The sequence below is a fragment of the Xanthobacter sp. DMC12 genome (assembly GCF_056314105.1).
Window position 1 is genome coordinate 193207 of record NZ_JBQUYZ010000007.1, and the last position, 26983, is coordinate 220189.

Here is a 26983-nt window from a genome sequence, read left to right on the forward strand (position 1 = left end):
CGCGACGGGGGGCCCTGGCCGCCCGGAATCGTCCCCGGGAACGCGCGCCCGAACCGGGGGCAAGGCAATTTTGCCCCGGCCCGCGCTTTTCAGTCGCGGGCCGAGCCGTTAGGGTCGGCGCCCGTTTGGGGACCGATCCATGCATGACAGAAGCGCCCGACCGCTCGACCCCACATCCGACGCGGCCATTGCCGCGAGCGTCACGCCCCGCCCCATAGAGGACGTGGCGGCGACCCTCGGCATTCCGTCGGACGCGCTCTATCGCTATGGCCCGCACAAGGGAAAGATCGGCCTCGACTTCGTGGCCGAGGCCGAATCGCGCCCCCGCGGCCAGCTCGTGCTCGTCACCGCCATCAATCCCACGCCGGCGGGGGAGGGGAAGACCACCACCACCATCGGCCTCGGTGACGCCCTCTCGCGGCTCGGCACCCGGACGGCGGTCTGCCTGCGCGAGCCCTCTCTCGGTCCGGTGTTCGGCGCCAAGGGCGGCGCCACCGGCGGCGGGCGGGCGCAGATCATCCCCATGCAGGACATCAACCTGCATTTCACCGGCGACCTGCACGCCATCACAGCCGCGCACAATCTGCTGTCGGCGCTGATCGACAATCACATCCACTGGGGCAATGCCCTCGACCTCGACGCCCGGCGCATCAGCTGGCGGCGGGTGATGGACCTCAACGACCGGGCGCTGCGCCAGATCACCATCGGCCTCGGCGGCCCCGCCAACGGCTACCCGCGTGAGGACGGCTTCGACATCACGGTGGCGAGCGAGGTAATGGCCATCCTGTGCCTTGCCGACAGCCTCGCCGATCTGGAGGCGCGTCTCTCGCGCATGGTCATCGGCCAGACCCGTGGCCGCCGCATGGTGCGAGCGGAGGAACTGGGCGGCGTCGGCTCCATGGTGGCTCTGCTCAAGGACGCGTTCCAGCCGAACCTCGTCCAGACGCTGGAGGGCACGCCGGCCCTTGTCCATGGCGGACCGTTCGCCAACATCGCCCACGGCTGCAATTCGGTGATGGCGACGCGCACCGCCCTCGGCCTCGCCGACGTGGTGGTGACGGAAGCCGGCTTCGGTGCCGACCTGGGCGCGGAGAAGTTCCTCGACATCAAGTGCCGGCAGGCCGGGCTCGTGCCCTCGGCGGCGGTGGTGGTGGCCACCGTGCGCGCGCTCAAGATGCACGGCGGCGTCCCGCTCAAGGAGCTCGGCACGCCGGATGCGGCGGCGGTGGCGCTCGGGTGCGGCAACCTCAAGCGGCACGTAGAGAATTTGAAGAAGTTCGGCCTCCCCGTGGTGGTGGCGCTGAACCATTTCACCGGCGATACGCCGGACGAACTGGAAGCGGTGCGCGCGGCGCTGGCGGCCGAGGGCGTCGATGTCTTCCCGTGCGGGCATTGGGCGCGGGGCGGGGAGGGCGCGCTGGACCTCGCCCGCGCCGTCCTCGACCTTCTCGCCCGCCGGCCGAAGTTTGAATACCTCTATCCCTCGGAGCTTCCGCTCAGGGGGAAGATCGAGACCATCGCCCGCGAGATCTACCGGGCGGAGCGGGTCGAATTCTCCTCCACCGCGACGGCGAAGCTCAGGGAATACGAACTCGCGGGCTTCGGCGACCTGCCCGTGTGCATGGCGAAGACGCAGTATTCCTTCTCCGCCGATCCCACCGCGCGCAATGCGCCCACCGGACACACGCTGCCCATCCGCGAGGTGCGCCTGTCCGCCGGCGCCGGCTTCGTGGTGGCGCTCGCCGGCGACATCATGACCATGCCGGGCCTGCCCTCCGCGCCGGCCGCCCACGACATCTTCGTGATGCCGGACGGCTTCATCGCCGGCCTGTCGTGATCTCAACGCGGCGGTGGCGCAAGGCGCCGCGCATCCCTATCTGAACGCCATCAAAACCAAAGCGGTGTCACGCCGCGGGAGACGAACATGGACAGCAAGGCCGCCATCGTGGGCTGGGCGCACTCGCCCTTCGGCAAGCTTGAGGATGCGGACACCGAAGCCCTGATGAGCCGGGTGGCCGGCGCCGCCATCGAGCATGCGGGCCTGTCCCCGCAGGATGTGGATTCCATCCACGTGGGCGTGTTCAACGCCGGCTTCCAGAAGCAGGATTTCCAGGGTGCCATGCCGGCCCTCTCCGTGCCGGAGCTGGCCCATGTGCCGGCCGTGCGCCTGGAGAACGCCTGCGCTACCGGCTCGGCCGCCATCCATTCGGCGCTCAACTACATCGAGAGCGGGCAGGGCCGCATCGCCCTCGTGGTGGGCGCTGAGAAGATGACGGCCAAGCCCACCGCCGAGGTGGGTGACATCCTGCTCAACGCCTCCTACCGCAAGGAAGAGGCGGATATCGAGGGTGGCTTCGCCGGGGTGTTCGGCCGCATCGCCCAGACCTATTTCCAGCGCTACGGCGACCGCTCGGAAGAGCTCGCCCGCATCGCCGCCAAGAACCACAAGAACGGTGTCGCCAATCCCTATGCGCAGATGCGCAAGGACTTCGGCTTCGAGTTCTGCAACACCATCTCCGAGAAGAACCCCTACGTCGCCGGCCCCCTGCGCCGCACCGATTGCTCGCTGGTCTCCGACGGCGCCGCGGCGCTGGTGATCGCCTCGGCGGACGTGGCGGAGACGCTGGGCCGCGCCGTCGCCTTCCGCTCGCGCGCCCATGTCAACGACATCATGCCCATGTCGCGCCGCGATCCCATCGCCTTCGAGGGCGCCCGGCGCGCCTGGGTGAAGGCACTGGAGAAGGCCGGCCTGACGCTGGACGACCTCAGCCTGGTCGAAACCCACGACTGCTTCACCGTGGCCGAGCTGATCGAGTACGAGGCCATGGGCCTCGCCAAGCCCGGGGAAGGCTACAAGGTGGTGCGAGAGGGCATCACCGAAAAGACCGGCAAGCTGCCGGTGAATGCCTCGGGCGGCCTCAAGTCCAAGGGCCACCCCATCGGCGCCACGGGCGTCTCCATGCACGTCCTCTCCGCCATGCAGCTCATGGGCGAAGCCGGCGACATGCAGATCGACGGCGCGAAGGTTGCCGGCGTCTTCAACATGGGCGGCGCGGCCGTGGCCAACTACGTCTCCATCCTCGAACGGGTGAAGTGAGGCGTATTTCTCAGATCTGAAAGATCGAACGGGCGGCCCTTGGGCCGCCCGTTTTCATTCGGTGGCGGCGGCGAGGATGGGTCCGCCGGACGGCGCCTGTACGAGGATGGCGGTGCGCAGGCCGGGCGCGGCTTCCGGCCGGGGGTAATGGGCGCGCGTGCCGGTCCAGCCGCCGAGCCGCTCCAGGCGCCGCACCACGCGGGCATGGGGCAGGCTGCGGCCGGCATTCTCACCGCGACGGACGGGCACCTCGATGACGCCGGGTTCGTATTCCGCGAGCCACACGTCCGCCGGCGCCGCGGGCGCGGTTCCGGACCCGATCGCCACCTCGCGGGGGCCGATGACGACTTCTGGCCCGACGATGGGACCCGCGGAGGAAATCGCCCGCTCGATGTCCGGCAGGCTGTAGCCGACGCGGCTGAGGCGCCCATTCACCACCATCTGCGGCGTGAACGGGCCGTGCTCACCGAGCATCGGCTCGTAAATGTACTGGCGTTGGGTGAATTCCGGCTTGCCGAATGTGTCGCGCCAGCCGAGCCGGTCCCAATAGGTCACGCTGAAGCTCAGGGCCAGCACGTCCGGCCGGCGGGTGAGCGCAATGAGGTTGGCATCCGCCGGCGGGCAGGAGGAGCAGCCCTGGCTGGTGAACAGCTCCACCACCGTGAGCTTCTGGCGCGGTTCGGCTGTGGCGGGCCCGCCCGGAAGGGACACCAGAATGGCTGCGCCCGCGGCGAACGCAGCCCATTTCGCGTGAGGCGGACGGAGCGGTTCGCGCGGCGGCGGCGAGGAGGTGGACAAGGTTTCGGCCATGGCGCGGGGCTCCTGCGGGATGCCGCCCGCATGAGGCTTCCACCGGGCGCTCCCGGTCCTCCTTCGTCCTGCGGTGCCTGCGGGTTACGCCCTCACGGCATCGTGCATGCGGCCCTCACCCGCGCGACAGCCCCTGCGCCTCCAGAGCCTTGAGATAGGCGCCGAATTTCTCCTCCTGGTTCACGCCGTAGCTGTAGAGCAGGTCCCAGGTGTAGATGCCGGTGCCGTGGCCGTCGTCGAAGATGAGGCGGACGGCGTAGTTGCCCACCGGCTCCACCTGCGCGATGCGCACCTGCCGCTTGCCGGGCACGGTGATCTTCTCCTCCGGCTGGTGGCCCTGCACTTCGGCGGAGGGGCTTTCTACCCTCAGATACTCGGCGGGGAGGGTGAATTTGGCCCCGTCCTCGAAGGTGACGGAGAGCGTGTGGCGGTCGTCGATGACACGCAGTTCGGTGGGCCAGGGAGTGGCGGCGGGGGCAGACGCGGGAGCCATTTCGTGATGTCCTTTTTCGATCGGGCGAAAGGCCGAGCCTTTTGATTTCACACGGCATCGTGTTCGGGCGGCGACCCTATCCATCTCGCTCTTGCATACGATATATAGGGCGAGCGTCGAAGCCCGCCGTCTGCCGCATCCGGGGCGCTGGGCTGCCTCGAGACCGGCTCAAGTCGGCGGACGGGGAAAGGCGCGGGAGACGCAAGGCTGGTTCGGGAGTGGCGTGGTGAGTGATCTTCTCAGGGATCTGATCGACCGTCCGGGGGTGGCCGCCGCACAGCAGGCCGGCCCGCTCGTGGACACGTTCGGCCGCGCCGTCACCTACCTGCGCGTCTCCGTCACCGACCGCTGCGACTTCCGCTGCGTCTATTGCATGTCCGAGCACATGACCTTCCTGCCCAAGCAGGATCTCCTGTCGCTCGAGGAGCTGGACCGCCTGTGCAGCGCCTTCGTGCTGCGCGGCGTGCGCAAGCTGCGCCTCACCGGCGGCGAGCCGTTGGTGCGGCGGGACGTGATGACTCTGTTCCGCAGCCTCTCCCGCCACATTGAAAGTGGCCGGCTGGACGAATTGACCGTCACCACCAACGGCTCGCAGCTTGCCCGGCACGCGGCGGACCTCGCCGCCTGCGGGGTGAAGCGCATCAACGTCTCCATCGATACGCTGGACCCGGCCAAGTTCCGCGCCATCACCCGCTGGGGCGACCTTGCCCGCGTGCTGGAGGGCGTGAAGGCCGCGCAGGCGGCCGGCATCAAGGTGAAGATCAACGCCGTCGCGCTCAAGGACGTGAACGAGCACGAGATCGGCTCCATGATGGAATGGGCCCATGGCGAGGGCCACGACCTCTCCCTCATCGAGGTGATGCCGCTTGGAGAAGTGGGCGAGGAGCGGGTGGACCAGTATCTGCCCCTGTCCGCGGTCCGCGAGCAGCTCGCCGAGCGCTTCACCCTCACCGACATCGCCTACCGCACCGGCGGCCCCGCCCGCTATGTGGAGGTGAAGGAGACCGGTGGGCGGCTCGGCTTCATCACGCCGCTGACGCACAATTTCTGCGAGGGCTGCAACCGGGTGCGCGTGACCTGCACCGGCACCCTCTACATGTGCCTCGGCCAGGAGGACGCCGCCGATTTGCGCGCGCCGCTGCGTGCCTCTGCCGACGACGCCCTGCTGCATCGGGCCATTGACGACGCCATCTTCCGCAAGCCCAAGGGCCATGATTTCGTGATCGACCGCAAGACCCGCCAGCCGGCGGTTGGGCGGCACATGAGCACCACCGGCGGCTGAAGCGCGACGGCGCGTTCCGAGATTGCGGCGAAGAGGTGGCGGCGCCATGCCGCACGCGAGGGGCTCCCGTGCGAGAGCCGGCGCAAAGCGCAGGGCGTCTTTACCCGAAATCAGCTACATCTGGCCGAGAAGATAAATCAACGGCCTGAAGCCGGTTTTGGGGCGCACCCCGACGCCCGCCATCTACGAGGTTCGACGTGACACTGCCCCGGGATTGCGCCGGCGCCATGGTTCGTTCCCTTCGCCGCTCCGGCGCGGGAGCGAGGGCATGAGCATCCAGGCGGCTGCGCAGCGCCCTGCCACTCACCTGCCTGTCTCGGCGGTGAAGGGCCTCATCGCCATGGTCTGCTCCATGGCGCTGTTCATCACCAACGACACCTTCATGAAGCTCGCACTGCGCGAGGTGCCCCTCAGCGAGGGGCTCGGCCTGCGCACCGCCATGGTGAGCTTCCTGTTCTTCGGGCTGATCGTGGCCTCGGGCGATCTCCTGGCGCTGCGCTTCATGTTCCGGCGCAGCGTGCTGGTGCGCTCCTCGCTCGATACCGTAACCACCTTTGTCTACGTCGCCGCGCTGGCGGTGATGCCCATCGCCTCGACCACCACCATCTACATGGCGACGCCGCTCATCACCACGGCGCTGGCCGTGCCGCTGCTGGGCGAGAAGGTGGGCTGGCGCAGCTGGTCGGCGATCATCGTCGGATTCTGCGGCGCGGTGATCGTGACGCGGCCGGACCCCGCCACCTTCAGCCTCATCGCCCTGCTGCCGCTCATGGCCGCCCTCACCGGCGCGGCGCGCGACATCTCCACCCGCAGCATCGGGCCTGAAATTCCCGGCGCGGTGGTTGGCCTCACCGGCTCAGTGGTCTTCTGCCTCGCGGCCGCTCTGCTCGCGCCGTTCGAAAGCTGGAAGGTGCCTTCCACGCCGGTGCTGGCCTATGTGGTCGCGTCCGCCGTGGCGTTTGGCGGCGGCACGCTGATGCTGGTGTTCGCCTTCCGAAACGCGCCCATCGCCTCCCTTTCGCCCATGCGCTACCTCCTCGTGTTCGGCGCGCTTGTCTCGGGCTATTTCGTGTTCGGTGATCTGCCGGATGCCTGGACCAGCGTCGGCATGGTGCTGGTGGTGGGGGCCGGGCTCTACGCCATCCAGCGCGAGCATGCGAAAAGCCGTGCGGCGCGGCGCGCGGCCCAAGACGAGCGCAAGCTCACTGCCGTCGGTCTCGCCACGGGCAGCTGCCAGCCGGCTGCGGCCTGCGCGCCGTCGCGGGACTGAAATCAGATCGGAAGAGAGGACGGCGTGCGCGTCAGCCGCGCGGGCGGTACTCGCCGGTGGCCGGGTCGCGCTCCAGCCGGACCGTCTTGAGATCGCCGGCCTCCGCCTTGCGGCGGCGGTCCAGGGCCTCGTTGATCCGGCGCGTCTCGGACGAGATCAGTTTGGCGAGCGCCACGGCGCCGATGGCACCCAGGGCAACGACGACGAACGGCGGCACGGCGGGAAACTCCGGTCAGGGGGCGCGATTGTGCGCCCCATGCTCCGTACGTCAGCACGTCGTGATGGCGAAAACGTGCCGCGGCCGCCCGTTCAGGCGGCGAATACCTTGTAGCGGCGCGGCTTGAGGCCGACTTCGGTGCCGGGCGCGAGATCCTGGCCGTGGGGCACGGCGGCTTCCACGACCACCGGGCCGGAACTGCCGCTGAGTTCCACATCGGCACGCCGCGTCGGGCCGAAGGTGCGCACGGAGAGCACCTTGCCGGAGATGGCGGTGGAGGAGGGGTCCGCCAGGTCCACGTCGTGCGGTCGCGCGAGAATGCGGGCCGGCCCATCGGCGACGCCCTGCGGATCGAGGCCCAGCGGCCGGCCGCCGAGATAGAGCGCGCCGCCCTTCACCTCGCCGGGGAGCGCGATGGTCTCGCCGATGAAGTCGTGGACGAAGGCGGTGGCGGGATTGTCGTAGACCTCGCCGGGGGAGCCCACCTGCTCGATCTTGCCGTGGCCCATCACCACCACGCGGTCGGCCAGTTCCAACGCCTCTTCCTGATCGTGGGTGACGAGCACGGACGTGACGGGCAGCTCCTCGTGCAGGTGGCGGAGCCAGCGGCGCAGCTCCTTGCGCACCTTGGCATCGAGCGCGCCGAATGGCTCGTCCAGCAGCAGCACCTTGGGGGAGATGGCGAGCGCACGGGCGAGAGCCACGCGCTGGCGCTGGCCGCCGGAGAGCTGGGCGGGATAGCGCTCGGCCAGCCAGTCGATCTGAACGAGGGAGAGCAGCTCGTTGACCTTCTCGCGGATGGCCGCCTCGGGCAGCTTGTCCGCGCCCCGGCGCACGCGCAGGCCGAAGGCCACGTTCTCGAACACGTTCATGTGCCGGAACAGGGCGTAGTGCTGGAACACGAAGCCGACGTTGCGCTCGCGCACCGAGCGGGAGAGCGCATCCTCCCCGTCGAACCGGACTTCGCCGGAATCCGGCCATTCGAGGCCGGCGATGATGCGCAGCAGCGTGGTCTTGCCCGAGCCCGAGGGGCCGAGCAGGGCGACCAGCTCGCCGGTACGGATGGTGAGGCTCACATTGTCGAGCGCGGCAAAGGTCTTGAAGCGCTTGGTGACGCCGACGACGTCGATGGTCATCTGTCTTCCTCGGCGAGGCGGTGTTCGAGAATGGTCTTGGCGATCAGCGTGACAAGCGCCAGCAGCGCCAGCAGGGACGCCACCGCGAAGGAGGCGACGAACTGGTATTCGTTATACAGGATCTCGATGTGCAGCGGCATCGTGTTGGTGAGCCCGCGCACATGGCCGGATACCACCGAGACCGCGCCGAATTCGCCCATGGCGCGCGCGTTGCAGAGCAGCACGCCATAGAGCAGCGCCCATTTCACGTTGGGCAGCGTCACCCGGAAGAAGGTGGAGAGGCCCGAGGCGCCGAGCGAGATGGCCGCTTCCTCTTCTGCCGTGCCCTGCTCCTGCATGAGGGGGATCAACTCGCGCGCCACGAACGGGAAAGTGACGAAGATGGTGGCGAGCACGATGCCGGGCAGCGCGAAGATGATCTTGATGTCCCACGCCTGAAGATAGGCGGCGAACAGGCCCTGCGAGCCGAACAGCAGCACATAGACGAGGCCCGCCACGACAGGCGAGACCGAGAACGGCAGGTCGATGAGGGTGATGAGGAAGGTCTTGCCGGGAAACTCGAACTTGGCGATGGACCACGCCGCCACAAGGCCGAACAGCAGGTTCGCCACCACCGAGATCGCCGCGACGATCACCGTGAGCTGGATGGCAGCCAGCGCGTCCGGAGAGACCAGGGCCGCCACATAGGCCTGCCAGCCGCGCTTCAGCGCCTCGTAGAACACCGTCACCAGCGGCAGGCCGATGAACAGGCCGAGGAAGAGCAGGGCGATGACCGTCAGGATGATGCGCACGGCTCGCGGCTCGGTGCGCACCGGGCGGCCGCGATGCACGGCGTAAGCGTGGGACTGCTCCAGTGCCGAGGGCAGGCCCTCGCTTGCGCCGTGAGCGACGGCATGGCCGGAGGTCTGATCGAGGGCGTTCATCCGTGCTTGCTCCCGCGCAGCTCCGCCCAGCGCTGCAGGCGGTTGATGATGAGCAGCAGGAGGAAGGAGGCGACCAGCATCACCGTGGCGATGGCGGTGGCGTCCGCATAGCGGAACTCTTCCAGCCGGATGACGATGAGCAGGGGCGCGATCTCCGACACGCCGGGCAGGTTGCCAGCGATGAAGATGACGGAGCCGTATTCGCCCACCGCCCGCGCGAAGGCGAGGGCGAAGCCGGTGAGCAGCGCCGGCCAGACCGAGGGCAGCACAACGCGGATCAGGGCCTGCGTGCGCGTGGCGCCGAGGCTCGCGGCGGCGTCCTCCAGCTCCTGGTCGAGGTCCGCCAGCACCGGCTGCACTGTGCGCACCACGAAGGGCAGGCCGATGAAGACGAGGGCGACAAGGATGCCGAGCGGGGTGAAGGACACCTGAATGCCGAGCGGCGCGAGCAGCGCGCCGACCCAGCCGTTCTCCGCATAGAGCGAGGTGAGGGCGATGCCGGCCACCGCCGTGGGCAGCGCGAAGGGGATGTCGATGAGCGCGTCCACCACCTTCTTGCCGGGAAAGTCATAGCGCACCAGCACCCACACCACGATGGCGCCGAACACCATGTTGATGAGGGCAGCCACGAAGGCGAGCCCGAACGACACCTGCAGCGCATGGAGCGTGCGCGTCGCCGTGACGATGGCGATGAAGCGCTCCAGCGACAGTTCGCTCGTCTTGATGAAGAGCGCCGACAGCGGCAGCAGGACGATGAGCCCCAGCCACGTCAAGGTGAGGCCCAGCGTGAGGCCGAAGCCCGGGATCACGCTCGGCTGCCGGAATCTGAGGCGGGACGATGAGGCGCTCATGGAAGGCTTATAATCCGGCGACGCTTCTGCGTCGCTCGTTCTAAAGGCCGCGGCCACCGCCCTCGGGGTCGAGGGTGGCGGCCGCAGGATGGATGGACGGCAGGATCAGTTGCCGGTGATCTGGTCGAACACGCCGCCGTCGGAGAAGTGCGTCTTCTGCGCCTTCTGCCAGCCGCCGAAAACCTGATCGATGGTGAACAGGTCCACCTTCGCGAACTTGTCCTTGTACTTGGCGGCCACCTGCTCGTCGCGCGGGCGGTAATAGTTCTTCGCTGCAATCTCCTGGCCCGCCGGGGTGTAGAGGAACTTCAGGTAGGCTTCCGAGATGGCGCGGGTGCCCTTCTTGTCCACCACCTTGTCCACCACCGCCACGGGCGGCTCGGCCAGGATGGAGATGGAGGGGGTGATGATGTCGAACTTGTCCGGGCCAAGCTCGTTCACAGAGAGATAGGCCTCGTTCTCCCAGGCGATGAGCACGTCGCCGATGTTGCGCTCGACGAAGGTGACGGTGGCGCCGCGGGCGCCGGTGTCGAGCACGGGGGCGTTCTTGTAGAGCGCCTTCACGAAGTCCTTGGCCTTGGCCTCGTCGCCGCCGTTCTTCTTCAGCGCGTAGCCCCAGGCGCCGAGATAGTTCCAGCGGGCGCCGCCGGAGGTCTTCGGATTGGGCGTGACCACCTTGATGCCGGGCTTCACCAGATCGTCCCAATCCTTGATGCCCTTGGGATTCCCCTTGCGGACCAGGAAGACGATGGTGGAGGTGTAGGGCGAAGCATTGTCCGGCAGGCGCTTCTGCCAGTCGGCGGCGAGGTAGCCCTTCTCGGCGATGGCGTCGATGTCGTAGGCGAGGGCGAGCGTCACCACGTCTGCCTCGAGGCCATCGATGACGGAGCGCGCCTGCTTGCCCGAGCCGCCGTGCGACTGGTTGATTTTCACCGTGTCGGAGGGGTGCGCCTTCGCCCACTCGGCCGCGAACGCCTTGTTCACATCCACATAAAGCTCGCGGGTGGGGTCGTAGGAGACGTTCAGCAGCGTGATGTCCGCTGCGGCGACGGCGCCGGCCGAAAGCGCGAGCGCCGCGGCGGCGGCAAGGCCGGTGCGCAGGAACGTGCGGCGAGACGACATGGGAAGACCTCCGGCGAGTTCGTTCGTCAATTAGATCAATCGTTCGATATGACGAACAATTGCACCCGCCTGACGACTGGTCAACCCATATATCACAAGTTCTATGGAATTAAATTCAAATCCCATCGCCAAAATGGATACCGCATTCGGTCTTCGCCTTGCCCCGCCAGCGACCGGCGCGGGGGTCCTCGCCCGGCTGGACGCGGGAGGTGCAGGGCATGCAGCCGATGGAGGCGAAGCCGTGCTTCTCCAGCGGATGGCGCGGCAGGCCGTGGGCGTCCATGTAGCCGACGAGTTCGTCACGGCCCATGGCGGCGAGGGGATTGAACTTCACCCGCTCCCCGTCCTGTTCCACCAGCGCGATGGCGGTGCGGGTCGAGGCCTGGTAGCGCTTGCGGCCGTTGAACCACGCGCCATAGGGGGCGAGGGCCCGTGCCAGCGGCTTCACCTTGCGCAGGGCGCAGCAGGCGTCCGCATTGTCCGACCACAGGCCCCGCTCCGGATCGCGCGCGGCGAGGGCGGCGGGATCGGGCGAAAAGGTCTGCACGTTGGTGAGGCCGAGGTGGCCGGCCAGCGTGTCGCGGTAGGCCAGCGTCTCCTCGAACAGGTGGCCGGTATCGAGGAAGAGGATCGGGGTCGCCTGATCAACCTGCGCGATCATGTGCAGCAGAACGGCCGATTCGGTACCGAAGGACGACACGGCGGCGATGCGGCCGGGAAAGGCCGCAAGGCCGGCGGCGATCACGTCCAGCGGCGAGGCGTTTTCCAGCCGCGCGTTCAGCGCGTCGAGATCGAGGCGGGGAGCGGCCCGCTCAAGGGCGTTCATCTCAGATCATCCCTCCGCACGCGCGACACGCACGTCGCGGGCAGTGGCCCGCCCGTCGCCGGTCGGCTGGTAAAAGTGGGAATAGGTGGCAAGCGCCTTGTTGAAGGCTTCGGCGTCAGCCGACTTTTCGAAGGCGAAGGCATCGAAGCCGGCCCGCGCCATCATCAGCGCCTGGTCGCGCAGAACGTTGCCCACGGCGCGCAGCTCGCCCTTGAAGCCGTAGCGTTCGCGCAGTAGGCGGGCCTGGCTGTAGGCGCGGCCATCGCGGAACTTGGGGAAGGTCAGCGCCACCACGGAGAGGCGGGAGAGGTAGGGCTTCAGCTCCGCCACATCCTTGTTGTTGGGCCACAGCACGCCAATCTCGTCGTTGCGCGCGACAAGCGTCTCTGCCTCCTTCAGGAAGCGCTCGGCGGAGACCAGCACCGGGCCGTCGGGCAGGGCCGCGTCATCGGCGACGGCGGTGAAAGGGTCCGCGGCGGGCGCGCCGTTCTTAACGAGGGGCATAGGCGCGCTCCTTGAAGGGGTCGATGCCGAGCCGCTGGACGGCGGCGATGAAGGTCTCGGCGGGCGAGGTGCGCAGGTCGAGATAGGTCTCCACCAGCCGCTCCACCACATCCACCACCTCGCCCTCGGACACGGCGGGGCCGATCAGCTCGCCGATGCGGGCCTTGGAATTGCCCTTGCCGCCGAGGGTGATCTGGAAGAACTCCTCGTCCTTCTTCTCCACCCCGAGAATGCCGATGTGGCCCACGTGGTGGTGGCCGCAGGCATTGATGCAGCCGGAAATATTGAGATGCAGCCGGCCGATGTCGGCGATGCGGGCATCGTCCGCGAACCGCTCGGTGAGCTTCTGCGCGACGGGAATGGAGCGCGCATTGGCCAGCGAGCAATAGTCGAGGCCGGGGCAGGCGATGATGTCGGAGATGAGCCCCACATTGGGGGTGGCGACGCCGATGGCCTTCAGCTTCGCCCACAGGGCCGGAAGATCCTTCTGGCGCACATAGGGGAAGGTGAGGTTCTGCTCGTGGGCGACGCGGATCTCGCCATAGGCGTATTCGTCCGCGAGATCGGCGATGGCGTCCATCTGGTCCGCCGTCGCGTCGCCGGGCGGGCCGCCCACCGGCTTCAGCGACAGGGTGACGATGGCGTGACCCTTCGCCTTGTGCGGGGCGACGGAATTGGCGTGCCAGCGGGCGAAGTCCGGATCGGCCAGCGCAGTGGTCAGCGCCGCCGGCGCGTCGTCCAGATCTTCCAGCGCGGGATTGAGGAAGCGGTCGCGGATGGCGTCCAGCGCCGCCTGGTCGAGCTTCAGCGCGCCGTCGCGGATCTCGGCCCATTCGGCCTCGACCTTCTGCGCGAAGGCCTCGGCGCCCATCTCGTGGACCTGAATCTTGATGCGCGCCTTGTAGATGTTGTCGCGCCGGCCGCCCAGATTGTAGGTGCGCAGGATCGCTTCCAGATAGGAGAGCAGGTCCTCCTCGGGCAGGAAGTCGCGGATGGTCTTGCCGATATAGGGCGAGCGGCCGAGCCCGCCGCCCACGCTCACCTCGAAGCCGGTCTTGCCGTCGCGCTTGTGCAGGCGCAGGCCCACGTCATGCACGCGGATGGCGGCGCGGTCGTGCTTTGCCGCGGTGATGGCGATCTTGAACTTGCGCGGCAGGTAGGTGAATTCCGGGTGCAGCGTGGACCACTGGCGGATCACCTCGGCATAGAGGCGGGGGTCCTCCACCTCGTCGGCGGCGGCACCGGCCCACGGGTCGGTGGTGGTATTACGGATGCAGTTGCCGGAGGTCTGGATGCCGTGGATGCCCACCTCGGCGAGGTCGGCCATGGCATCCGGCAGCTCGGCGAGCTTGATCCAGTTGAACTGGATGTTCTGCCGTGTCGTGAAATGCCCGTAGCCCCGGTCATACTTGCGCGCTACCGCCGCCAGAGCGCGCAGCTGGCGCGCCGAGAGGGTGCCGTAGGGAATGCACACCCGGAGCATGTAGGCGTGGAGCTGGAGATAGACGCCGTTCATGAGGCGGAGCGGCTTGAACTCCTCCTCGTTAACTTCGCCCGCGAGGCGACGTTCCACCTGATCGCGGAACTCGGAGACGCGCTCCTGAAGAAAGGCGCGATCGAACTCGTCATAGACATACATGATGGGGCTCGGGGCTCGATATCGGCAGATGCGGGAGCAGCGGTACGCCGGCCTCAGGCGGCGGCGGAGGCGCCGGCCGGCAGCGCGACGGTGGGGCCGCTCACACGGATGCGCTCGCGCAGGTTCGCCGGCTCGATCGTACCGTCCGCATCGATCCGCACCGGGGCGGGATAGGCGCCGACGGCGGTGTTCTCGTCGCCATGGGCGATGTCGAGCAGGCGCAGTACGTCCTCGCTGGTGGACCCCACGGCCGCCGACCCGATGCTGTCGGTCCAGCCGCCGGCGGGGCTCAGCCACACCACCGCGCCATCGGCGAGCCGGTTGGCGGTGACAACGGTGGGGCCGGCGATCTTCAGCTTGCGCTGCAAAGGCGAGGTCATGGCGTGCTCCGTGCGCCCCATATTCCCAACTCACAGCGGGAGAGCGCTAATTATCCAGAAAACTTATGTCTTAATCTAAATTACCGCGTTTTGATGCGCAATAGGGAAATAACCCACACACGACATTGTAAAATCGACTGAATTAGTAGACTTAAAAGGTGCGCGGCTCCGCCCCGCGGTCCGGCTTGCTGCGCGCGGGTACCTTTGGCAGCTTGGCGGCATGGCCCGCGCCGCGCGGCCAGACAAGAATCGTCCGAGGAACAGCCCATGACGCCCGAGAACAGCCCTGTCCGCCTCGATATCGCGGACGGGATTGCCCGCATCCGGTTCAACCGTCCCCACGTGTTGAATGCGCTGGACGAGGCATCCGTGCTGGCCCTCGCGGCGGCGGTGGACCAGGTGGGCCGGGACGAGAGCGTCCGCGTCGTGGTGCTCTCGGGCGAGGGGCGGGCCTTCCTCGCCGGCGGCGATGTGGCGCGATTCCATGCGGCGGGGCCGGATGCGCCCAAGGTGGTGAGCGCCATCATCGAGCCATTCCACCACGCCATTCTGGCTTTGGCCGCCATGCCGGCACCGGTGATCGCCAGCCTGCATGGCGCGGTGGCCGGGGCGGGCGTCTCGGTGGCGCTGGCCGCCGACCTCGCCATTGCCGCCGACGACATGAAGATGACGTTGGCCTACACCCGCATCGGCACCTCGCCGGACGGCTCCTCCACCTTCTCGCTGCCGCGCGTGGTGGGGCTGCGCAAGGCCATGGAGATCGCGCTTCTCTCCGATACCGTGGAGGCGAACGAGGCGCTGCGGCTCGGGCTCGTGAACAAGGTCGTTCCGGCGGCCGAACTCGCGGCGGAGACGGACAAGCTGGCGAAGCGCCTCGCCGAAGGGCCGACGCTGGCCTATGGCCGCATCAAGCACCTTTTGCGCTCCTCATTCGGCCACAGCCTTTCCGAGCAGCTCAATGCCGAGCGCGACGCCTTCATCGCCAGCGCCCGCACCGAGGATTTCGCCGCCGGCGTGAAGGCCTTCGTGCAGAAGACGCCGCCGCGCTTCGAGGGCAAATGAGCTTCGAGGGCAAGTCTGGCCCGCCCGGCACCGGCTTTTGCCCGCGCCGGCTTTGTGGGCTAGATAGGGGCGGATAGCTTCGGACCTCCCGTGCGCCTACTGCCGCTCGCCTTCACGCTCCTCATCGCCACCATCCTCGGGCTGGGCGTCACGTGGTTTTCCGTGACCCACTCGCGGGGGCTCGACAGCGTGCGCGTCGGCGCCTGGGAGGGCTGGCCGCGGTCCGGCACCTCGAAGGCCGACCCCTACGCCCGTGCCTTCGTCGCGCGGTCGGGGGAGCTGCCGCTGGAACTGGCCGACGGCCTCGTCTTCCTCGCCACCACGGACGATGCCGGGAACCCGCTGGACGGCCGCTGCGAGACCCGCATCGTCGGCGTGCTGCCGCAGGCGCGGCTGTGGACGCTCACCGTCACCGATCAGGATGGCAATCTCATCCCCAACGACGCCGGGCGCTTCGGCTTCACCAGCGCCGAGGTCGTCTACCGCGACAACGGCGCCATCGACGTACGTCTCTCGCCCCGGGCGCGCACCGGCAACTGGCTGCCGACCGGCGCCCGGCCGCGGCTGAAGGTGGCGCTGCGGCTCTATGATGCGCCCTTCTCCTTCACCTCGGGCGCCGATGCCGCCGTGCTGCCCCGCATCACGCGGGAGGCTTGCCTGTGACCACCCTCGGAGATCTGCGGGGGGAGGCATCCGAGGTCGCGGCGCGCGGCGGGCGGCTCATCGGCCGCTTGTTCTCGCGGTTGCCGCGTCCGCACGTCGCGCGGCCCCGCTTCGTGCGGCCGCGCCTCGGCACGCCGGGGCAGCTGCTGCTGTTCATCGCCTTCTCGGTGGTGCTGGGCGCCATTGCGCATATCGTCTCCATCCTCGCCATGCCGGCGCTGGCCGAGCGAAATGCTTATGCGCGGCTCTCCGAATTGATGGAATCCAACGTGCTGACCCTGCTGCCGGACCCGACCCCGCAGGAGCAGGCGTTGCCCATGACAGACCCGGCCTTCATCTCGGCCGTCTGTCTTTATGATTTGTCGGGGGCGCCGCTGAAGGTGCGCGTGCCGGCGACCGCCGACTACACCTCTGTCTCGTTCTACACCTCGGAGGCGCTCGCCTTCTATGCGCTGAGCGACCAGGCGGCCGGCAAGGTGATTGAACTGGACCTGATGACCACCAAGCAGAAGGCGGCCCTGCCCGAGGACGAGGAAATCACCGCCGCTGACCGGCTGGTGATCGAATCTCCCTCTCGCGAGGGGATCGTCGCGGTGCGCGCGTTCGTGCGCGAGCGCGGAATGCGGGAACTGGTACGCCGGCAGCTCGAGGCCGCGACCTGCGCGCCGTTGAACTGATGCGGCGTCTGCCGGAACTCAGTGACTGAGGCGCGGACGGAAGAGGGGGCCCGCCTCGGGCGTCGGTCCGGGCAGCGCCGAGACGTGGCGCTCGATGCGAACCACCGGCAGGATAACGATCTCCGCCCCTTCCGGTCGGCTGGTGCCGCGATCCGGGCGGGACGCTCCGCGCCGCGCCGGTTGGCGGGCCGTGTCGGGAAACGCAATGACCGTGTTCATGCCCTGATCCTCCATCGAGAGCCGAGATCACAACGTCACTGTGGTCCTTATGGTTTCGTGAAGCTTAACGTTTGGTGAACCGGCCGTTAACGAAGCGGGCGATCCCTCCTACTCCACAAGGTCGAGGAAGTGCCGCCCCGCGCGGTCCTCGATCTCCAGCACGAAGATGTCGGGATCGAACTTCGCCTCCCGCGCGATGCGGGCGTCGGCGTCCGCCTCCGGGCTGCCGGGGGCGACCAGGACGGAGAACCTGCGGTCCGCGGGGAAGGAGTCGTCGAAGGCGGTCTGCGGCGCCGGGCCATATAGCGCGGCGGTGCCGTCGAGGCGGGCCACCTTCACGAAGATGGCGCCGGCCTCCTCCGCTCCCTTGCGCAGCAGGGCCGCGAAAGCCCCTTCCACCTGGCAGCGGCGGATGAGGGCCGAGACGAAGATCGCGCTCTTGAGGCGCATTCAGGAACGCGCCATCAGTTCAGCGCCATGCCGGAGACAGCGCCCAACTCGCGCACCAGCTTGTCGCTGATCTCGCCGTCGGCGGTCAGGTTGCGATCGCGCTGGAAGCGCACGATGGCCGCCCGGGTCTCGCCGCCGGGCCGGCCGTCCACCTTCAGCGGGCCGTAGCCGAGCTTCGCCAGCGCCTTCTGCACCGACAGGATGCGCGGCGAGGCACCCACGTCCGCCGGCGGGCGCACGGCCCCGGTGATGTCACCGGCCGGTGCGAGCCCGGCGGGCGGACGGGCGGGAGGCGGTTCGCTGCGGGCATCTGCGGAGCGCGCGCCCGTGGCCGGAACAAGCGGGGCAGCGGTGCCCGTCACCGAGGTGCGGATGGAGAGATACCCGAGCGAGCCGCTGGTGGCGCCGCCCGCGGGCGCCGGGGCGGAGGCGGTCGCGGTTCCCGTGCCCGTGGACGTGAGCGGGACGGTGGTGTGGTTGATCTTGCCGGCTCCGGCCGGGCGCGCCATGGGCAGCGGTGCGCTCGGCGGCGCGGTCTGAAGGACGAGGACGTTGGCGAGGAAAGCGCCGCTGCCCGCCAGCGCCACCAGCGCCGCCATCACGTCGAGACGGCGCAGCCGGCGCGCCTGCCGCGCGGTCTCCTCCGCCTCGGCGGCCTCGGCGAGTTCCGGGGGCGCTGCGTTTGCGGTGGCCGTTTCCAGCTTCATGCGGTCCTCTTTGCCCGTGTGTCTTCGATCCGCGCCGGAAACGGCGCAATGACCCCCTGTCCCTGTCCCCTCGCTTCAGCTGTTGCCGCCACCGGCAGGCTCACCGAAACGCTGGTCCCCCGGCCGAGCGCGCTTTCCACCCGCACGTCGCCGTCATGCAGCTTCACCAGCCCCTTCACCACTGCGATGCCGAGGCCCGAGCCGCGTGACTTCTGGATGCAGTCGCCGGCCTGGAAGAAGGGTTCGCCGAGGCGCGCCACATCCTCCGGCCGCATGCCGGGACCGGTGTCGCGGACGCGGATGATGAGTTCGTCTCCCTGCAGCCGCACCCCCACCTGCACCCGCCCGCCGGCGGGCGTGAACTTCACCGCATTGGAGAGCAGGTTGAGCACGATCTGGCGCAGGGCGCGCTTGTCCGCGTCGAGCAGGGGCAGGCGCGCCGGCACCTTGGTCTTCACGCTCACGCCGGTGCGTTCGGCATCGAGCGCCACCATCTCGGCGCAGCCAGCGACCAGGGCGCCGACGTCTACCGCCTCGCGTTCCAGCACATAGGCGCCGGCTTCCACCCGTGACAGGTCGAGGATGTCGTTGACGAGGCCGAGCAGATGCTGGCCGCTCTCGTGGATGATGCGGGCATAGTCGGCCTTGCGGGCATCATCCAGCGGGGTGCCGGTGGGCGTGGCGAGCAATTCGGAGAAGCCGAGGATGGCGTTGAGCGGCGTGCGCAGCTCGTGGCTCATGGCGGCAAGGAAGCGGCTCTTGGCGGCGTTTGCCGCCTCTGCCTCGGCGCGGGCGCGGGCGGCGGCGTCGGCCTTCTGGCGCTCCGCCTTCATCTGCTCGGTCTGCGCCTGCTGCCAGGGCGCCCGCCAGGAGACGCGGACCATGCCGCCCCGCATGGCGCGGCACCGGACCTCGGCGGCGAGGAAGGCGGGCGCGCCGTCGCCGGCCGCATCGCAGCGCAGGCGCAATTCCAGCGTCGCGGCACGGCCGCGCGAGGCCGCTTCCACGGCGGACAGGAAGGCGGGACGATCGGCCACGAGGACGCGCTCGAACAGGGCCATGCCCTCCAGCACAGCAGCCGGCGATGCGGCGAAGGGGCCGCCCTGGCGCTCCACCCGCACCACCTCGCCGCGCGGGCCATGGCAGGTCACCAGAAGCATGTCGGAGGGCGGCGCTGCGCTCGCCTTGGTGGCGGCGCGGGAGAGGCCGCCGGCCACCGCTGCGAGGGCCGCGCAGACGAAGCCGCTGGCGAGCAGGGTGGTGGCGTTGAGAAGGCCGCCGGTGGCAAGGCCCGAGACCTCGGCGAGCAGCACCAGCCCGCCGGAGCCGAGACCGAGCAGGCCGAGGCCGCTCAGCACCGCGCCGGTGAGCCGGCCGAGCCCGGCAAGGCGCGGCAGCGCCTCCCGGTCCCCGCCGTCGCGGGCCGGGACGGGCCGCGCACCGGCCGCTGCATCGCCGAAGACGTGAGCCACGTCGCCCCCTGTCAAGTGCCGTAATTCGCCAGCGCGCGTCGCCGCCCTGGCATGACGTTTCGCAAAATCCTGCCATGGCGGGCTTTAAGCGAACGCTAAGCCGGCGCGGATCGCGCGCCGTCAGCGTTAACGATGTCTTGAAAAGTCAGGGCATGACCGGCGCGCGGCGGCTCACGTGCGGACGCGCCGGTGGTAATGTCGAAGGGCGCGAATTCAGTTTCGCGGCCGTTTCACGAGGGAGCGATGTTCTTCCTGTTCCGCCTTGCCTTCTGGGTCGGCCTCGTCCTGCTCCTCCTCCCCTTCGGCCTCAAGGGCACAGACGGGCGGGACGTGAGCGTGTTCGACGCCTTCGGCGCCGCCCAGGCGCTGGTGGCGGACCTGCGCGGCTTCTGCGATCGCCAGCCCCAGGCGTGCGCTGTGGGCGGGCAGATGGCCGGGCACCTCGTTGAGAAGGCCCAGGTAGGCGCGCGCTGGGTCTATGAGTCCATCGGCAATCACGAAGGCGCCCCTCCCGCGCCCGTCTCCGGCGCGGCACCGGCCCAGCCAGCCAAAGGTTCGGCGGAGAAGGGCAGCGCCCTCGATCTTACGCCGCAGGATCTCATGCCCCTGTGGGGCGGGGGCGATGCGGCCAAGCTCGTGGTGCCGCAGGGCTTCCAGCCCGTGGCCGGACAGCCGGCGCAGACCATGACCCCCACGCCGCTTCCGCCGCTGCCGCCCCGCCGTCCGGCTTGAGGACGACGGCACGACGGCTTGCGCCGTGCCAATCCGGTACCATGTTCGGGATGTGGATTAGGCAGGCATTGCTTGCCGGCTGTGCTATGCTGCAGCGCAAGCATAGACGGCCGCGCCTTTTTTCCCGGCCGTCAACTGGTGACGAGGAATTGGCCTCATGAACGCTGACGATCTGATTGCGGATTTCGAATTTCTGGACAATTGGGAAGACCGCTACCGGCATGTGATCGAGCTTGGCAAGAAGCTGCCGCCCTTTCCCGAGGCCGAGCGCAACGACATCAACAAGGTGCAGGGTTGTGCCAGCCAGGTGTGGCTGATCTCGCACGTGAAGCAGACGCCCTCCGGCCCGCTGCTGGAGTTCGAGGGCGATTCCGATGCGCACATTGTGCGCGGCCTCGTGGCGGTGCTGCTCGCGCTCGTCTCCGGGCGCACGCCCAAAGAGATCATGGAGACGGATATCCTCGGCGTGTTCCGGCAGATCGGCCTTGAGGGGCATCTGACGCCGCAGCGCTCGAACGGACTGCGGTCCATGGTCGAGCGCATCCGTGGCCATGCCCGCACCGCGATGGCGGTCGCCTGACGCTGAACCGGCCGAGAGCGGCCGGCGTCACAGCCGGCCAAGCTCCATATCGGCACAGGAATAGCCGAGGCGGGTAAGGCCCTCCTCCAGATAATCCCCCACCAGCGGCATCCCGAGCAAATAGCGCGCGGCGGACACTTCGCGGCTCGCCGCCGCCTCGGCACGCAAGGCGTCCCAGGTCGAGACATCCTCGTCGCCACGGCCGAGCCAAGCCAGGGTGACGAGATCGATTTGCTGGTCCTCGTTCAGCGCGGTGATGGCGCCGGCCAGTTCCTCGTCCACCGGGTCGTCGGGGTGATCCTCAAGCACTTCGCGCATCCCGTCGTCCGGGCCGTCGGAGCCGGGATCGGGGTCCGTCACCGCATCCTTCGCGTCGCGGGCGCGGGCCTTGACGATGATGTAGCAGACGGTTTCGGGCGAGATGCTGAGGGTGACGAGATCGTCGTCGGGTGCTGCGTCGAGCGCCATGGGGGGCCTCCTTGTCGCGGGGGAGCCCGCGTGTCCAAGGGGAAATCGCCTGCCGCCGGCCTTGTTCCTCCCAGCCGCCGGGATCAGGGCACCGCGCGCACGACGACGCTGGCCGCGGCAAGGCGCTGGTACAGGCGGCGCTGCCCGGCGACAGGCCACCACTCGTAGAGGAAGATTTCCATCGGCCGCCACAGGGCCACCCAGCCGAGGATGACCAGGCCCTCGGTCGCGAGACTGGCGAGGTTTTCCAGCCGCGGCTCGGCGATGAGGCGAGCGATACCGAGGCACAGCGCCAGCACGAGGATGCCGATGGCAAGCGAGACGCGGCCGACCCGGAACAACTCGGAAAGCTCCGCCGAGAGGGCCCGCGCCCTCAGGGCGAAATAGCCGCGGATGGCGTCGGGCAGGCCCGCCGCCTCGCTCGTTGCCGCCTCGTCTGGCGGCAGATGGACGACGATGGAGAGGGCCGCGCCACGTGGAAGCTCGCGTGCCCAGTCGACGATGAAGGCTTCCGCCTCCGTATCGAGATCGCGTTCCCGGAAGGGGAACGGGTCCAGCATGTTGAAGAGCTGCGGAACCCGCTCGACGCGAATCTCGATGGGGGAGCCTGCGGGATCAGGCCCGGCTGCCGGGTTCACGGCGGAAGGTTCGGACGCGTCGCGCCTCAGCGATGGGGGCGGCGGGCGCGCACGCGCACCGGTACCATCTGCCTCTGCTTGGCGGCGAGCTGCGCAAGCGCAACCGCGGCAAGACCAGCGAGGACGAGGGCGGAACCGGCAACGAGGGACGACATTTAATCCTCCACCACCACGCCGGAGCTCATGTTTTCCGCACATTTCCGAAAGGATGGTGCGACCGATGCGCCAGCGAACAATGTGATCTTAACCGGGTTCGCGCGCTTCGCCACCCGTTCACATCAAGAAATGTTCCGTTTTGGCGCGATCGGAAGACCTGTCACGGCGATTTGAGGGGCTCAGAGCGGCGAGAGATAGGGGAGGGGGCCCGGGGAGAACTCCCGCCGCACCCGGTCCAGCCGCTCCACAGCGCGGCCGAACGATCCCCGCAAATGGTCCCGCAAGGCGTCCGCAGCGCCCTCCACGTCCGCCGCGGCAAGACGCTCGGCCACATCGATATGTTCGCCGATGAAGGGCTCGCGGCCGTGGGGCTGGGGAGCGCGCGCATAGAGGAAGGTGAGGGCGACCAGCAGCGTCTGGCAGATGGCCAGCGCCTCCATCAGCGTGGCATTGCCGCAGCGGCCCAGCAGGCCGACGTGCAATTCGTTCTCCAGCGCGCCGAGGCGGGCGCCGTCCACCGCGTCGGGATGGGCGGCGGCATCGCGCAGGTTTGCCCGCAGGGCCGCCACCTGGCCGGGAGCAAGGCGCGGAAAGGCAAGCCGCAGCGCCGCCGGCTCCAGGATGGCGCGCATTTCGAACAGCTCCGCCACATAGGCGGGCGTCAGCGCCGGGGCGTACCAGTGCAGGCGGCTGTCCTTGCGCACGACGCCCCTTTGGTTGAGCCGGGACAGGACCTCGCGCGCGACCGTGCGGCTCACGCCGTAATACGCGGCGAGATGGTTCTCCACCACGCGAAAGGCGCCGAGCGCGGTGCGCGAGACCACCTCCTGTTCCACGTCCGCATAGATGCGCTGCCAGGTTGATTCGGGCGCGAGCTGGATCGGCGCCTCATCATTGACGCCCTTCGAGGAAACGGCGGGCGCTGGCCCCGCAAGGGGCATCACCTCGAAGCCGTGGCCGTCGCTGCGGCTGACCAGCCCCACCCGTTCCAGCCGTGCCAGAGCCTGCCGCGCCGGTGCGCGGGAGATGCCGAATCGCTCGGCGACGCGGGATTCCAGCAGCCGCTCACCCGGCGCGAGCGCGCCGGAAGCGATCTGCGCGGCGAGGATGTCGAAGGCACGTTCGTGCAGGCGCGGGGCGATGCCGGCCACGGGGCGCGCGCGGCCTTCGTCACCGGGCGTCGGCTTGGCCGCAGCCGCGGTGGCGGTGTCAGTCATCGCGTTCCGTCCACTCACGCCTCGTGTCCGTCGTTTCCACCGCACCGGTCGCGGCTCGGCGGCAAGGTGCCCCACCGACGGGCAAGTGCCAAGCTATCCAATGGGTTGCCCGATGGTTTGCCGGCTGACCCGATGCCGCACCAGGTGCGATATGAAAGAAGTTTACACCTCTACTGTCCAGTGCATACATAAGACACTGAATGGCGACGTCTGAGCGCCACCCCAACGTTTGCCCCCAAGGATTGCCCTCATGTCCGCGCCTGCTCCCGCGCCATCGCCTGTCCGCTCCCTCGAACGGCACCGGGAGGACGCGCTGTTCGCCTTCTGCACAGCGGCCCTCGCGGCGGCCGGGGCGGATGCGGCGAGTGCCGAGGCGGCGGCCCGCGCCATGCTGCACGGCTCGCGGTTCGGGGTGGACAGCCACGGTGTGCGGCTGCTCGACCATTATGTGACGGTAATCGAGGGCGGCCGGGTGAACGGTCGTCCCACGCTCGACTTCCGGGCCGGCGCGGCCGCGGTGGCGACGCTTGATGCCGGCCACGGCCACGGCGCGCGCGCTGCCTATGCGGCCATGGACCGGGCCATGGAAAACGCCGCCCTCTACGGCATCGGCGCAGTAGCCATCCGCAACTCGTCCCACTTCGGCGCTGCAGGGGCCTATGCGTTGGCGGCGGCGGAAAAGGGCTTCATCGGTCTCGCCTTCTGCAATTCGGACAGCTTCGTGCGCCTGCACGGCGGCGCGGAGCGCTTTCACGGCACCAATCCCATCGCCATGGGCGTGCCGGTGAAGGGGGAGGCGCCGTGGTTCCTCGACATGGCCACCAGCGCTGTCCCCTATAATCGGGTACTCCTCTACCGCAGCCTGGAGCAATCCCTGCCGCCGGAAGTCGCCTCCGACGGCGACGGGTTCGACACCACCGATCCGCACAAGGTGGAGATGCTGGCGCCGCTGGGGGCGGCCTTCGGCTTCAAGGGGGCGGCCCTGGCCGGCGTGGTGGAGGTGTTCAGCGCGGTCCTTGCGGGCGCGCGGCTCTCGTTCGACATCGCACCCATGGGCGGGCCGGACTTTGGCACCCCGCGCAACGTCGGGGCCTTCGTGATGGCGATGAAGCCGGGGGCCTTCCTGCCGGAGGAGGAGTTCGACGCTGCCATGCAGCGCTATCGACACACCTTGCGCAATTCACGTGCGGCGCCGGGAGATATGGTGATGGCTCCGGGCGACCGGGAATGGAAGGTGGCGGACGAGCGGCGCCGGGACGGCATTCCCATCGATCCCGCCACAGCCGAGGCTTTTGACCGCCTCGCCGCGCGATTCGGCCTCTCCCGGCCGAAAGCCGTTTAGCCTCAGGCCTTTCAGCCGAAGATGACCGCCGCGACGATGATGCCGTAGGCGGTGAGGAAGAGCAGGCTGTCCCGCAGGACCTGTCCGCGAACCGCTGTCATGGTGGGCCTCGTGGATTTCACTTTCGACTATTTCGCCGAATTTAATATCGAATGTGAATCCACGTCAAAAACATAATTTTTATGTGAATTTGGCGCGTGGGAAAGACGCCTCCTTCCGAAGCAAAAGCGATCGGTTCAGGCGTTCAAGCCGGTCAGGCCATCCGGAGCGCTTCGAGGGCGGCGCGCATGTCGTGGGGCAGGGGAGCGGCGCGGCGTTCGGTAAGATCGAACAGCACCACCACCGTTTCGGCCGTCGCCATGCACTGGCCATCCTGGAAGATGGCCTGCTTCAGGCCCACCGAGCTGCGGCCGAGGGAGATGACGCCCGTGCCGATCTCCGCCTCGCCCGGCCAGTGCATCTCCGCCCGATAGTCGAGCACGAGGCGGACCAGGGCGAAGCCCATACCCTGCGGGGCGAGCCGGCGCGGCGTCAGCAGCAGGTGGGTGCGCCCCGTCTCCAGAAAGGTCGAGAACACCGCATTGTTGACGTGGCCGAGCATGTCGGTGTCGCCATAGCGGATGGTATCCCGCGCCTTCACCGGGAAATCGTCGAGGGGGGGAAGGGGCGCCTTCTCGGCCATCAGCTGGCCTTCCCCAGCGCGCGCCAGCCGATGTCGGAGCGGAAGAAGCCGTCCGGCCAGTCGATCCGGGCGATGGCCGAATAGGCGCGTTCGCGGGCCTCGGCGAGCGTCGTGCCGGTGGCGGTCACGTTCAGCACGCGGCCGCCGTTGGAGACGAGCGTGCCGCCCTTCATCCGCGTGCCGGCCTGGAACACGGTGACGCCCTCCAGCGCCGATGCCTCCCCGAGGCCGCCGATGGGCGAGCCGATCTGGTGCGGGCCGGGATAACCGCGCGAGGCATAGACCACCGTCATGGCGGAGACCGGCGCCCACTGCGGCGTCACTTCGGCAAGGCGGCCGGCGGCGGTGGCGTGGAGCACCTCCACAAGATCGCCGGCGAAGCGCGGCATCAGCACCTGGCATTCGGGGTCGCCGAAGCGGCAATTGTATTCCACCAGCTTGGGGCCGGAGGCGGTGAGCATAAGTCCGGCATAGAGCACGCCGCGATAGGGCGTTCCGGCCTTGGCCATGGCGCGGGCGGTGGGGATCAGGATCTCCTCCAGCGCCCGGAGCTCCAGCTCTTCCGTCAGGACCGGAGCAGGCGAATAGGCGCCCATGCCGCCGGTGTTGGGGCCGAGGTCGCCGTCATAGGCGCGCTTGTGATCCTGGGCGCTGCCGAAGGCGACGACGGTTTCGCCGTCCACGAGGGCGAACAGACTCGCCTCCTCGCCCTCCATGAATTCCTCAATGAGCACCTCGGTGCCGCCACCGGCGAACACCTGCTCCACCGCATCCACCGCCTCTTCCACGGTGAGGGCGACGACGACGCCCTTGCCGGCCATCAGCCCGTCCGCCTTCACCACGATGGGCGCGCCCTGCGCACGGATGTAGGCGGCGGCCTCGGCGGTGGAGGTAAAACGGCCGAAAGCGGCGGTGGGAATGTCGTTCGCCTTGCACAATTCCTTGGTGAAGAGCTTGGAGCCCTCCAGCCGGGCGGCCGCCGCGGTGGGACCGAAGGCGAGGATGCCGGCGGCGGCGAGCCGATCCACGAGGCCGGCCACAAGGGGCGCCTCGGGGCCGACCACCACCAGGTCGATGGTGTGCTCCTGGCACCATTTCACGATGGTGTCGTGGGCGGACAGCGGGATGCCTTCCACCACGTCTGCGAACTCGGCGATGCCCGGATTGCCGGGCAAGGCGTAGAACTGACCAATGGTCGGGCTCTGCGCCAGCTTCCAGGCGAGGGCGTGCTCACGCCCTCCCGAACCGAGCAGCAGGATGTTCATGCGGCCTCCCCCGAGTTTCCGGCGGTCTTGGTTTCGACGATCTTGGTTTTCTGCTCTCATCGCCTATCGGCTCAAGGCCGCGCAAACAAGGGGCAGGGCTCTG

Annotated in this window: 31 protein-coding genes; 10 read left to right on the forward strand and 21 right to left on the reverse strand. The window is 68.7% G+C overall.

Going from position 1 to position 26983, the window contains the following annotated elements; translation table 11 throughout:
* Positions 1-139: 139 nt before the first annotated feature.
* A complete protein-coding gene (locus ACT535_RS22510) occupies positions 140-1837 on the forward strand; it encodes a formate--tetrahydrofolate ligase (protein ID WP_476366105.1) in 1698 nt (565 codons plus the stop codon).
* 87 nt (positions 1838-1924) lie between these two features.
* The gene (locus ACT535_RS22515) at positions 1925-3097 is read left to right on the forward strand and encodes an acetyl-CoA acetyltransferase (RefSeq protein ID WP_476328635.1); all 1173 of its coding nucleotides are present in this window, start codon (positions 1925-1927) and stop codon (positions 3095-3097) included.
* Between the two features lie 54 nt (positions 3098-3151).
* Here ACT535_RS22515 and ACT535_RS22520 read toward each other — a convergent pair whose 3' ends face one another.
* Positions 3152-3907 carry a DUF1223 domain-containing protein gene (locus tag ACT535_RS22520; RefSeq protein ID WP_476366106.1) on the reverse strand — a complete coding sequence of 252 codons (756 nt, stop codon included), beginning with the start codon at positions 3905-3907 and terminating at the stop codon, positions 3152-3154.
* A 115-nt stretch (positions 3908-4022) separates the two neighbouring features.
* Positions 4023-4400, reverse strand: coding sequence for a gamma-butyrobetaine hydroxylase family protein (locus ACT535_RS22525; RefSeq protein WP_476366107.1), 378 nt, complete (start codon positions 4398-4400; stop codon positions 4023-4025).
* 247 nt (positions 4401-4647) lie between these two features.
* Between ACT535_RS22525 and moaA the strand changes: the two genes are divergently transcribed.
* Positions 4648-5682: a GTP 3',8-cyclase MoaA gene (gene moaA / locus ACT535_RS22530; RefSeq protein WP_476366146.1), complete on the forward strand. Its 1035-nt coding sequence runs from the start codon at positions 4648-4650 to the stop codon at positions 5680-5682.
* A 268-nt stretch (positions 5683-5950) separates the two neighbouring features.
* Positions 5951-6952 carry a DMT family transporter gene (locus ACT535_RS22535; protein ID WP_476366108.1) on the forward strand — a complete coding sequence of 334 codons (1002 nt, stop codon included), beginning with the start codon at positions 5951-5953 and terminating at the stop codon, positions 6950-6952.
* Positions 6953-6983: 31 nt separating this feature from the next.
* On the opposite strand, the gene ACT535_RS22540 is transcribed toward ACT535_RS22535, so the two are convergent.
* The 9 genes from ACT535_RS22540 to ACT535_RS22580 all read right to left on the reverse strand — a co-directional run bounded on the left by ACT535_RS22540 (position 6984) and on the right by ACT535_RS22580 (position 14550).
* Positions 6984-7169, reverse strand: coding sequence for a hypothetical protein (locus ACT535_RS22540; protein WP_476328627.1), 186 nt, complete (start codon positions 7167-7169; stop codon positions 6984-6986).
* A 92-nt stretch (positions 7170-7261) separates the two neighbouring features.
* Entirely contained in the window at positions 7262-8305 is a 1044-nt protein-coding gene (locus tag ACT535_RS22545) for a sulfate/molybdate ABC transporter ATP-binding protein (RefSeq protein WP_168462000.1), read from the reverse strand.
* The gene (gene cysW / locus ACT535_RS22550; protein ID WP_476366109.1) at positions 8302-9228 is read right to left on the reverse strand and encodes a sulfate ABC transporter permease subunit CysW; all 927 of its coding nucleotides are present in this window, start codon (positions 9226-9228) and stop codon (positions 8302-8304) included. Before cysW ends, ACT535_RS22545 begins: the two co-directional genes overlap by 4 nt.
* A complete protein-coding gene (gene cysT, locus ACT535_RS22555) occupies positions 9225-10079 on the reverse strand; it encodes a sulfate ABC transporter permease subunit CysT (RefSeq protein ID WP_168461998.1) in 855 nt (284 codons plus the stop codon). The genes cysW and cysT overlap by 4 nt, the downstream gene beginning before the upstream one ends.
* 105 nt (positions 10080-10184) lie before the next feature.
* A complete protein-coding gene (locus ACT535_RS22560) occupies positions 10185-11201 on the reverse strand; it encodes a sulfate ABC transporter substrate-binding protein (protein ID WP_476366110.1) in 1017 nt (338 codons plus the stop codon).
* Positions 11202-11316: 115 nt separating this feature from the next.
* Positions 11317-12027, reverse strand: coding sequence for a phosphoadenylyl-sulfate reductase (locus tag ACT535_RS22565; RefSeq protein ID WP_476366111.1), 711 nt, complete (start codon positions 12025-12027; stop codon positions 11317-11319).
* Positions 12028-12033: 6 nt separating this feature from the next.
* On the reverse strand, positions 12034-12531 hold the full coding sequence (locus ACT535_RS22570) for a DUF934 domain-containing protein (protein WP_476366112.1): 498 nt from the start codon (positions 12529-12531) through the stop codon (positions 12034-12036).
* Entirely contained in the window at positions 12518-14170 is a 1653-nt protein-coding gene (locus tag ACT535_RS22575) for a nitrite/sulfite reductase (RefSeq protein ID WP_476366113.1), read from the reverse strand. The genes ACT535_RS22570 and ACT535_RS22575 overlap by 14 nt, the downstream gene beginning before the upstream one ends.
* A gap of 53 nt (positions 14171-14223) precedes the next feature.
* Positions 14224-14550 (reverse strand): DUF2849 domain-containing protein, encoded by a 327-nt coding sequence (locus ACT535_RS22580; protein WP_476366114.1) that lies wholly within the window; start codon positions 14548-14550, stop codon positions 14224-14226.
* Between the two features lie 267 nt (positions 14551-14817).
* Between ACT535_RS22580 and ACT535_RS22585 the strand changes: the two genes are divergently transcribed.
* The 3 genes from ACT535_RS22585 to ACT535_RS22595 all read left to right on the forward strand — a co-directional run bounded on the left by ACT535_RS22585 (position 14818) and on the right by ACT535_RS22595 (position 16952).
* A complete protein-coding gene (locus ACT535_RS22585) occupies positions 14818-15612 on the forward strand; it encodes an enoyl-CoA hydratase/isomerase family protein (protein WP_476366115.1) in 795 nt (264 codons plus the stop codon).
* Positions 15613-15702: 90 nt separating this feature from the next.
* Complete coding sequence (locus tag ACT535_RS22590) at positions 15703-16275, forward strand: DUF1214 domain-containing protein (protein WP_168461992.1); 573 nt, start codon at positions 15703-15705, stop codon at positions 16273-16275.
* Between the two features lie 143 nt (positions 16276-16418).
* Positions 16419-16952: a DUF1254 domain-containing protein gene (locus tag ACT535_RS22595; protein WP_476366147.1), complete on the forward strand. Its 534-nt coding sequence runs from the start codon at positions 16419-16421 to the stop codon at positions 16950-16952.
* 18 nt (positions 16953-16970) lie between these two features.
* Here the strand turns inward: ACT535_RS22595 and ACT535_RS22600 are convergent, their stop codons facing one another.
* The 4 genes from ACT535_RS22600 to ACT535_RS22615 all read right to left on the reverse strand — a co-directional run bounded on the left by ACT535_RS22600 (position 16971) and on the right by ACT535_RS22615 (position 19800).
* Positions 16971-17171: a hypothetical protein gene (locus tag ACT535_RS22600; protein WP_476366116.1), complete on the reverse strand. Its 201-nt coding sequence runs from the start codon at positions 17169-17171 to the stop codon at positions 16971-16973.
* Between the two features lie 108 nt (positions 17172-17279).
* Positions 17280-17621 carry a DUF1491 family protein gene (locus tag ACT535_RS22605; protein WP_476366117.1) on the reverse strand — a complete coding sequence of 114 codons (342 nt, stop codon included), beginning with the start codon at positions 17619-17621 and terminating at the stop codon, positions 17280-17282.
* 14 nt (positions 17622-17635) lie between these two features.
* Positions 17636-18328 (reverse strand): peptidoglycan-binding domain-containing protein, encoded by a 693-nt coding sequence (locus ACT535_RS22610; RefSeq protein ID WP_476366118.1) that lies wholly within the window; start codon positions 18326-18328, stop codon positions 17636-17638.
* Positions 18325-19800: a sensor histidine kinase gene (locus ACT535_RS22615; protein WP_476366119.1), complete on the reverse strand. Its 1476-nt coding sequence runs from the start codon at positions 19798-19800 to the stop codon at positions 18325-18327. The genes ACT535_RS22610 and ACT535_RS22615 overlap by 4 nt, the downstream gene beginning before the upstream one ends.
* A gap of 243 nt (positions 19801-20043) precedes the next feature.
* Here ACT535_RS22615 and ACT535_RS22620 point away from each other — a divergent pair, with 243 nt between their 5' ends.
* Together ACT535_RS22620 and ACT535_RS22625 are read left to right on the forward strand one after the other, a co-directional pair.
* Positions 20044-20532, forward strand: a complete 489-nt coding sequence (locus tag ACT535_RS22620) for a DUF5330 domain-containing protein (protein ID WP_168461987.1) — start codon at positions 20044-20046, stop codon at positions 20530-20532.
* A 157-nt stretch (positions 20533-20689) separates the two neighbouring features.
* Positions 20690-21112, forward strand: a complete 423-nt coding sequence (locus tag ACT535_RS22625) for a SufE family protein (RefSeq protein WP_476366120.1) — start codon at positions 20690-20692, stop codon at positions 21110-21112.
* Between the two features lie 27 nt (positions 21113-21139).
* On the opposite strand, the gene ACT535_RS22630 is transcribed toward ACT535_RS22625, so the two are convergent.
* From ACT535_RS22630 to ACT535_RS22645, 4 genes are all read right to left on the reverse strand, one after another.
* Entirely contained in the window at positions 21140-21580 is a 441-nt protein-coding gene (locus ACT535_RS22630; RefSeq protein ID WP_476366121.1) for a DUF3775 domain-containing protein, read from the reverse strand.
* An 83-nt stretch (positions 21581-21663) separates the two neighbouring features.
* On the reverse strand, positions 21664-22218 hold the full coding sequence (locus ACT535_RS22635; protein ID WP_476366122.1) for a hypothetical protein: 555 nt from the start codon (positions 22216-22218) through the stop codon (positions 21664-21666).
* 26 nt (positions 22219-22244) lie between these two features.
* On the reverse strand, positions 22245-22373 hold the full coding sequence (locus tag ACT535_RS22640; RefSeq protein ID WP_476366123.1) for a hypothetical protein: 129 nt from the start codon (positions 22371-22373) through the stop codon (positions 22245-22247).
* Between the two features lie 180 nt (positions 22374-22553).
* Positions 22554-23591, reverse strand: coding sequence for a GntR family transcriptional regulator (locus ACT535_RS22645; RefSeq protein ID WP_476366124.1), 1038 nt, complete (start codon positions 23589-23591; stop codon positions 22554-22556).
* Between the two features lie 250 nt (positions 23592-23841).
* Here ACT535_RS22645 and ACT535_RS22650 point away from each other — a divergent pair, with 250 nt between their 5' ends.
* On the forward strand, positions 23842-24933 hold the full coding sequence (locus ACT535_RS22650; protein WP_168461983.1) for an Ldh family oxidoreductase: 1092 nt from the start codon (positions 23842-23844) through the stop codon (positions 24931-24933).
* A 253-nt stretch (positions 24934-25186) separates the two neighbouring features.
* On the opposite strand, the gene ACT535_RS22655 is transcribed toward ACT535_RS22650, so the two are convergent.
* Positions 25187-25615 carry an acyl-CoA thioesterase gene (locus tag ACT535_RS22655; RefSeq protein ID WP_476366125.1) on the reverse strand — a complete coding sequence of 143 codons (429 nt, stop codon included), beginning with the start codon at positions 25613-25615 and terminating at the stop codon, positions 25187-25189.
* Positions 25615-26880 (reverse strand): phosphoribosylamine--glycine ligase, encoded by a 1266-nt coding sequence (gene purD / locus ACT535_RS22660; protein ID WP_476366126.1) that lies wholly within the window; start codon positions 26878-26880, stop codon positions 25615-25617. The genes ACT535_RS22655 and purD overlap by 1 nt, the downstream gene beginning before the upstream one ends.
* Positions 26881-26983: the final 103 nt, after the last annotated feature.

Coding starts and splice junctions, on each gene's coding strand:
- ACT535_RS22510 (WP_476366105.1), top strand. CDS start 140: ATGCATGACAGAAGCGCCCGACCGCTCGACCCCACATCCGACGCGGCC.
- ACT535_RS22515 (WP_476328635.1), top strand. CDS start 1,925: ATGGACAGCAAGGCCGCCATCGTGGGCTGGGCGCACTCGCCCTTCGGC.
- ACT535_RS22520 (WP_476366106.1), bottom strand. CDS start 3,907: ATGGCCGAAACCTTGTCCACCTCCTCGCCGCCGCCGCGCGAACCGCTC.
- ACT535_RS22525 (WP_476366107.1), bottom strand. CDS start 4,400: ATGGCTCCCGCGTCTGCCCCCGCCGCCACTCCCTGGCCCACCGAACTG.
- ACT535_RS22535 (WP_476366108.1), top strand. CDS start 5,951: ATGAGCATCCAGGCGGCTGCGCAGCGCCCTGCCACTCACCTGCCTGTC.
- ACT535_RS22545 (WP_168462000.1), bottom strand. CDS start 8,305: ATGACCATCGACGTCGTCGGCGTCACCAAGCGCTTCAAGACCTTTGCC.
- cysW (WP_476366109.1), bottom strand. CDS start 9,228: ATGAACGCCCTCGATCAGACCTCCGGCCATGCCGTCGCTCACGGCGCA.
- cysT (WP_168461998.1), bottom strand. CDS start 10,079: ATGAGCGCCTCATCGTCCCGCCTCAGATTCCGGCAGCCGAGCGTGATC.
- ACT535_RS22560 (WP_476366110.1), bottom strand. CDS start 11,201: ATGTCGTCTCGCCGCACGTTCCTGCGCACCGGCCTTGCCGCCGCCGCG.
- ACT535_RS22565 (WP_476366111.1), bottom strand. CDS start 12,027: ATGAACGCCCTTGAGCGGGCCGCTCCCCGCCTCGATCTCGACGCGCTG.
- ACT535_RS22570 (WP_476366112.1), bottom strand. CDS start 12,531: ATGCCCCTCGTTAAGAACGGCGCGCCCGCCGCGGACCCTTTCACCGCC.
- ACT535_RS22575 (WP_476366113.1), bottom strand. CDS start 14,170: ATGTATGTCTATGACGAGTTCGATCGCGCCTTTCTTCAGGAGCGCGTC.
- ACT535_RS22580 (WP_476366114.1), bottom strand. CDS start 14,550: ATGACCTCGCCTTTGCAGCGCAAGCTGAAGATCGCCGGCCCCACCGTT.
- ACT535_RS22585 (WP_476366115.1), top strand. CDS start 14,818: ATGACGCCCGAGAACAGCCCTGTCCGCCTCGATATCGCGGACGGGATT.
- ACT535_RS22600 (WP_476366116.1), bottom strand. CDS start 17,171: ATGAACACGGTCATTGCGTTTCCCGACACGGCCCGCCAACCGGCGCGG.
- ACT535_RS22605 (WP_476366117.1), bottom strand. CDS start 17,621: ATGCGCCTCAAGAGCGCGATCTTCGTCTCGGCCCTCATCCGCCGCTGC.
- ACT535_RS22610 (WP_476366118.1), bottom strand. CDS start 18,328: ATGAAGCTGGAAACGGCCACCGCAAACGCAGCGCCCCCGGAACTCGCC.
- ACT535_RS22620 (WP_168461987.1), top strand. CDS start 20,044: ATGTTCTTCCTGTTCCGCCTTGCCTTCTGGGTCGGCCTCGTCCTGCTC.
- ACT535_RS22625 (WP_476366120.1), top strand. CDS start 20,690: ATGAACGCTGACGATCTGATTGCGGATTTCGAATTTCTGGACAATTGG.
- ACT535_RS22630 (WP_476366121.1), bottom strand. CDS start 21,580: ATGGCGCTCGACGCAGCACCCGACGACGATCTCGTCACCCTCAGCATC.
- ACT535_RS22640 (WP_476366123.1), bottom strand. CDS start 22,373: ATGTCGTCCCTCGTTGCCGGTTCCGCCCTCGTCCTCGCTGGTCTTGCC.
- ACT535_RS22645 (WP_476366124.1), bottom strand. CDS start 23,591: ATGACTGACACCGCCACCGCGGCTGCGGCCAAGCCGACGCCCGGTGAC.
- ACT535_RS22650 (WP_168461983.1), top strand. CDS start 23,842: ATGTCCGCGCCTGCTCCCGCGCCATCGCCTGTCCGCTCCCTCGAACGG.
- ACT535_RS22655 (WP_476366125.1), bottom strand. CDS start 25,615: ATGGCCGAGAAGGCGCCCCTTCCCCCCCTCGACGATTTCCCGGTGAAG.
- purD (WP_476366126.1), bottom strand. CDS start 26,880: ATGAACATCCTGCTGCTCGGTTCGGGAGGGCGTGAGCACGCCCTCGCC.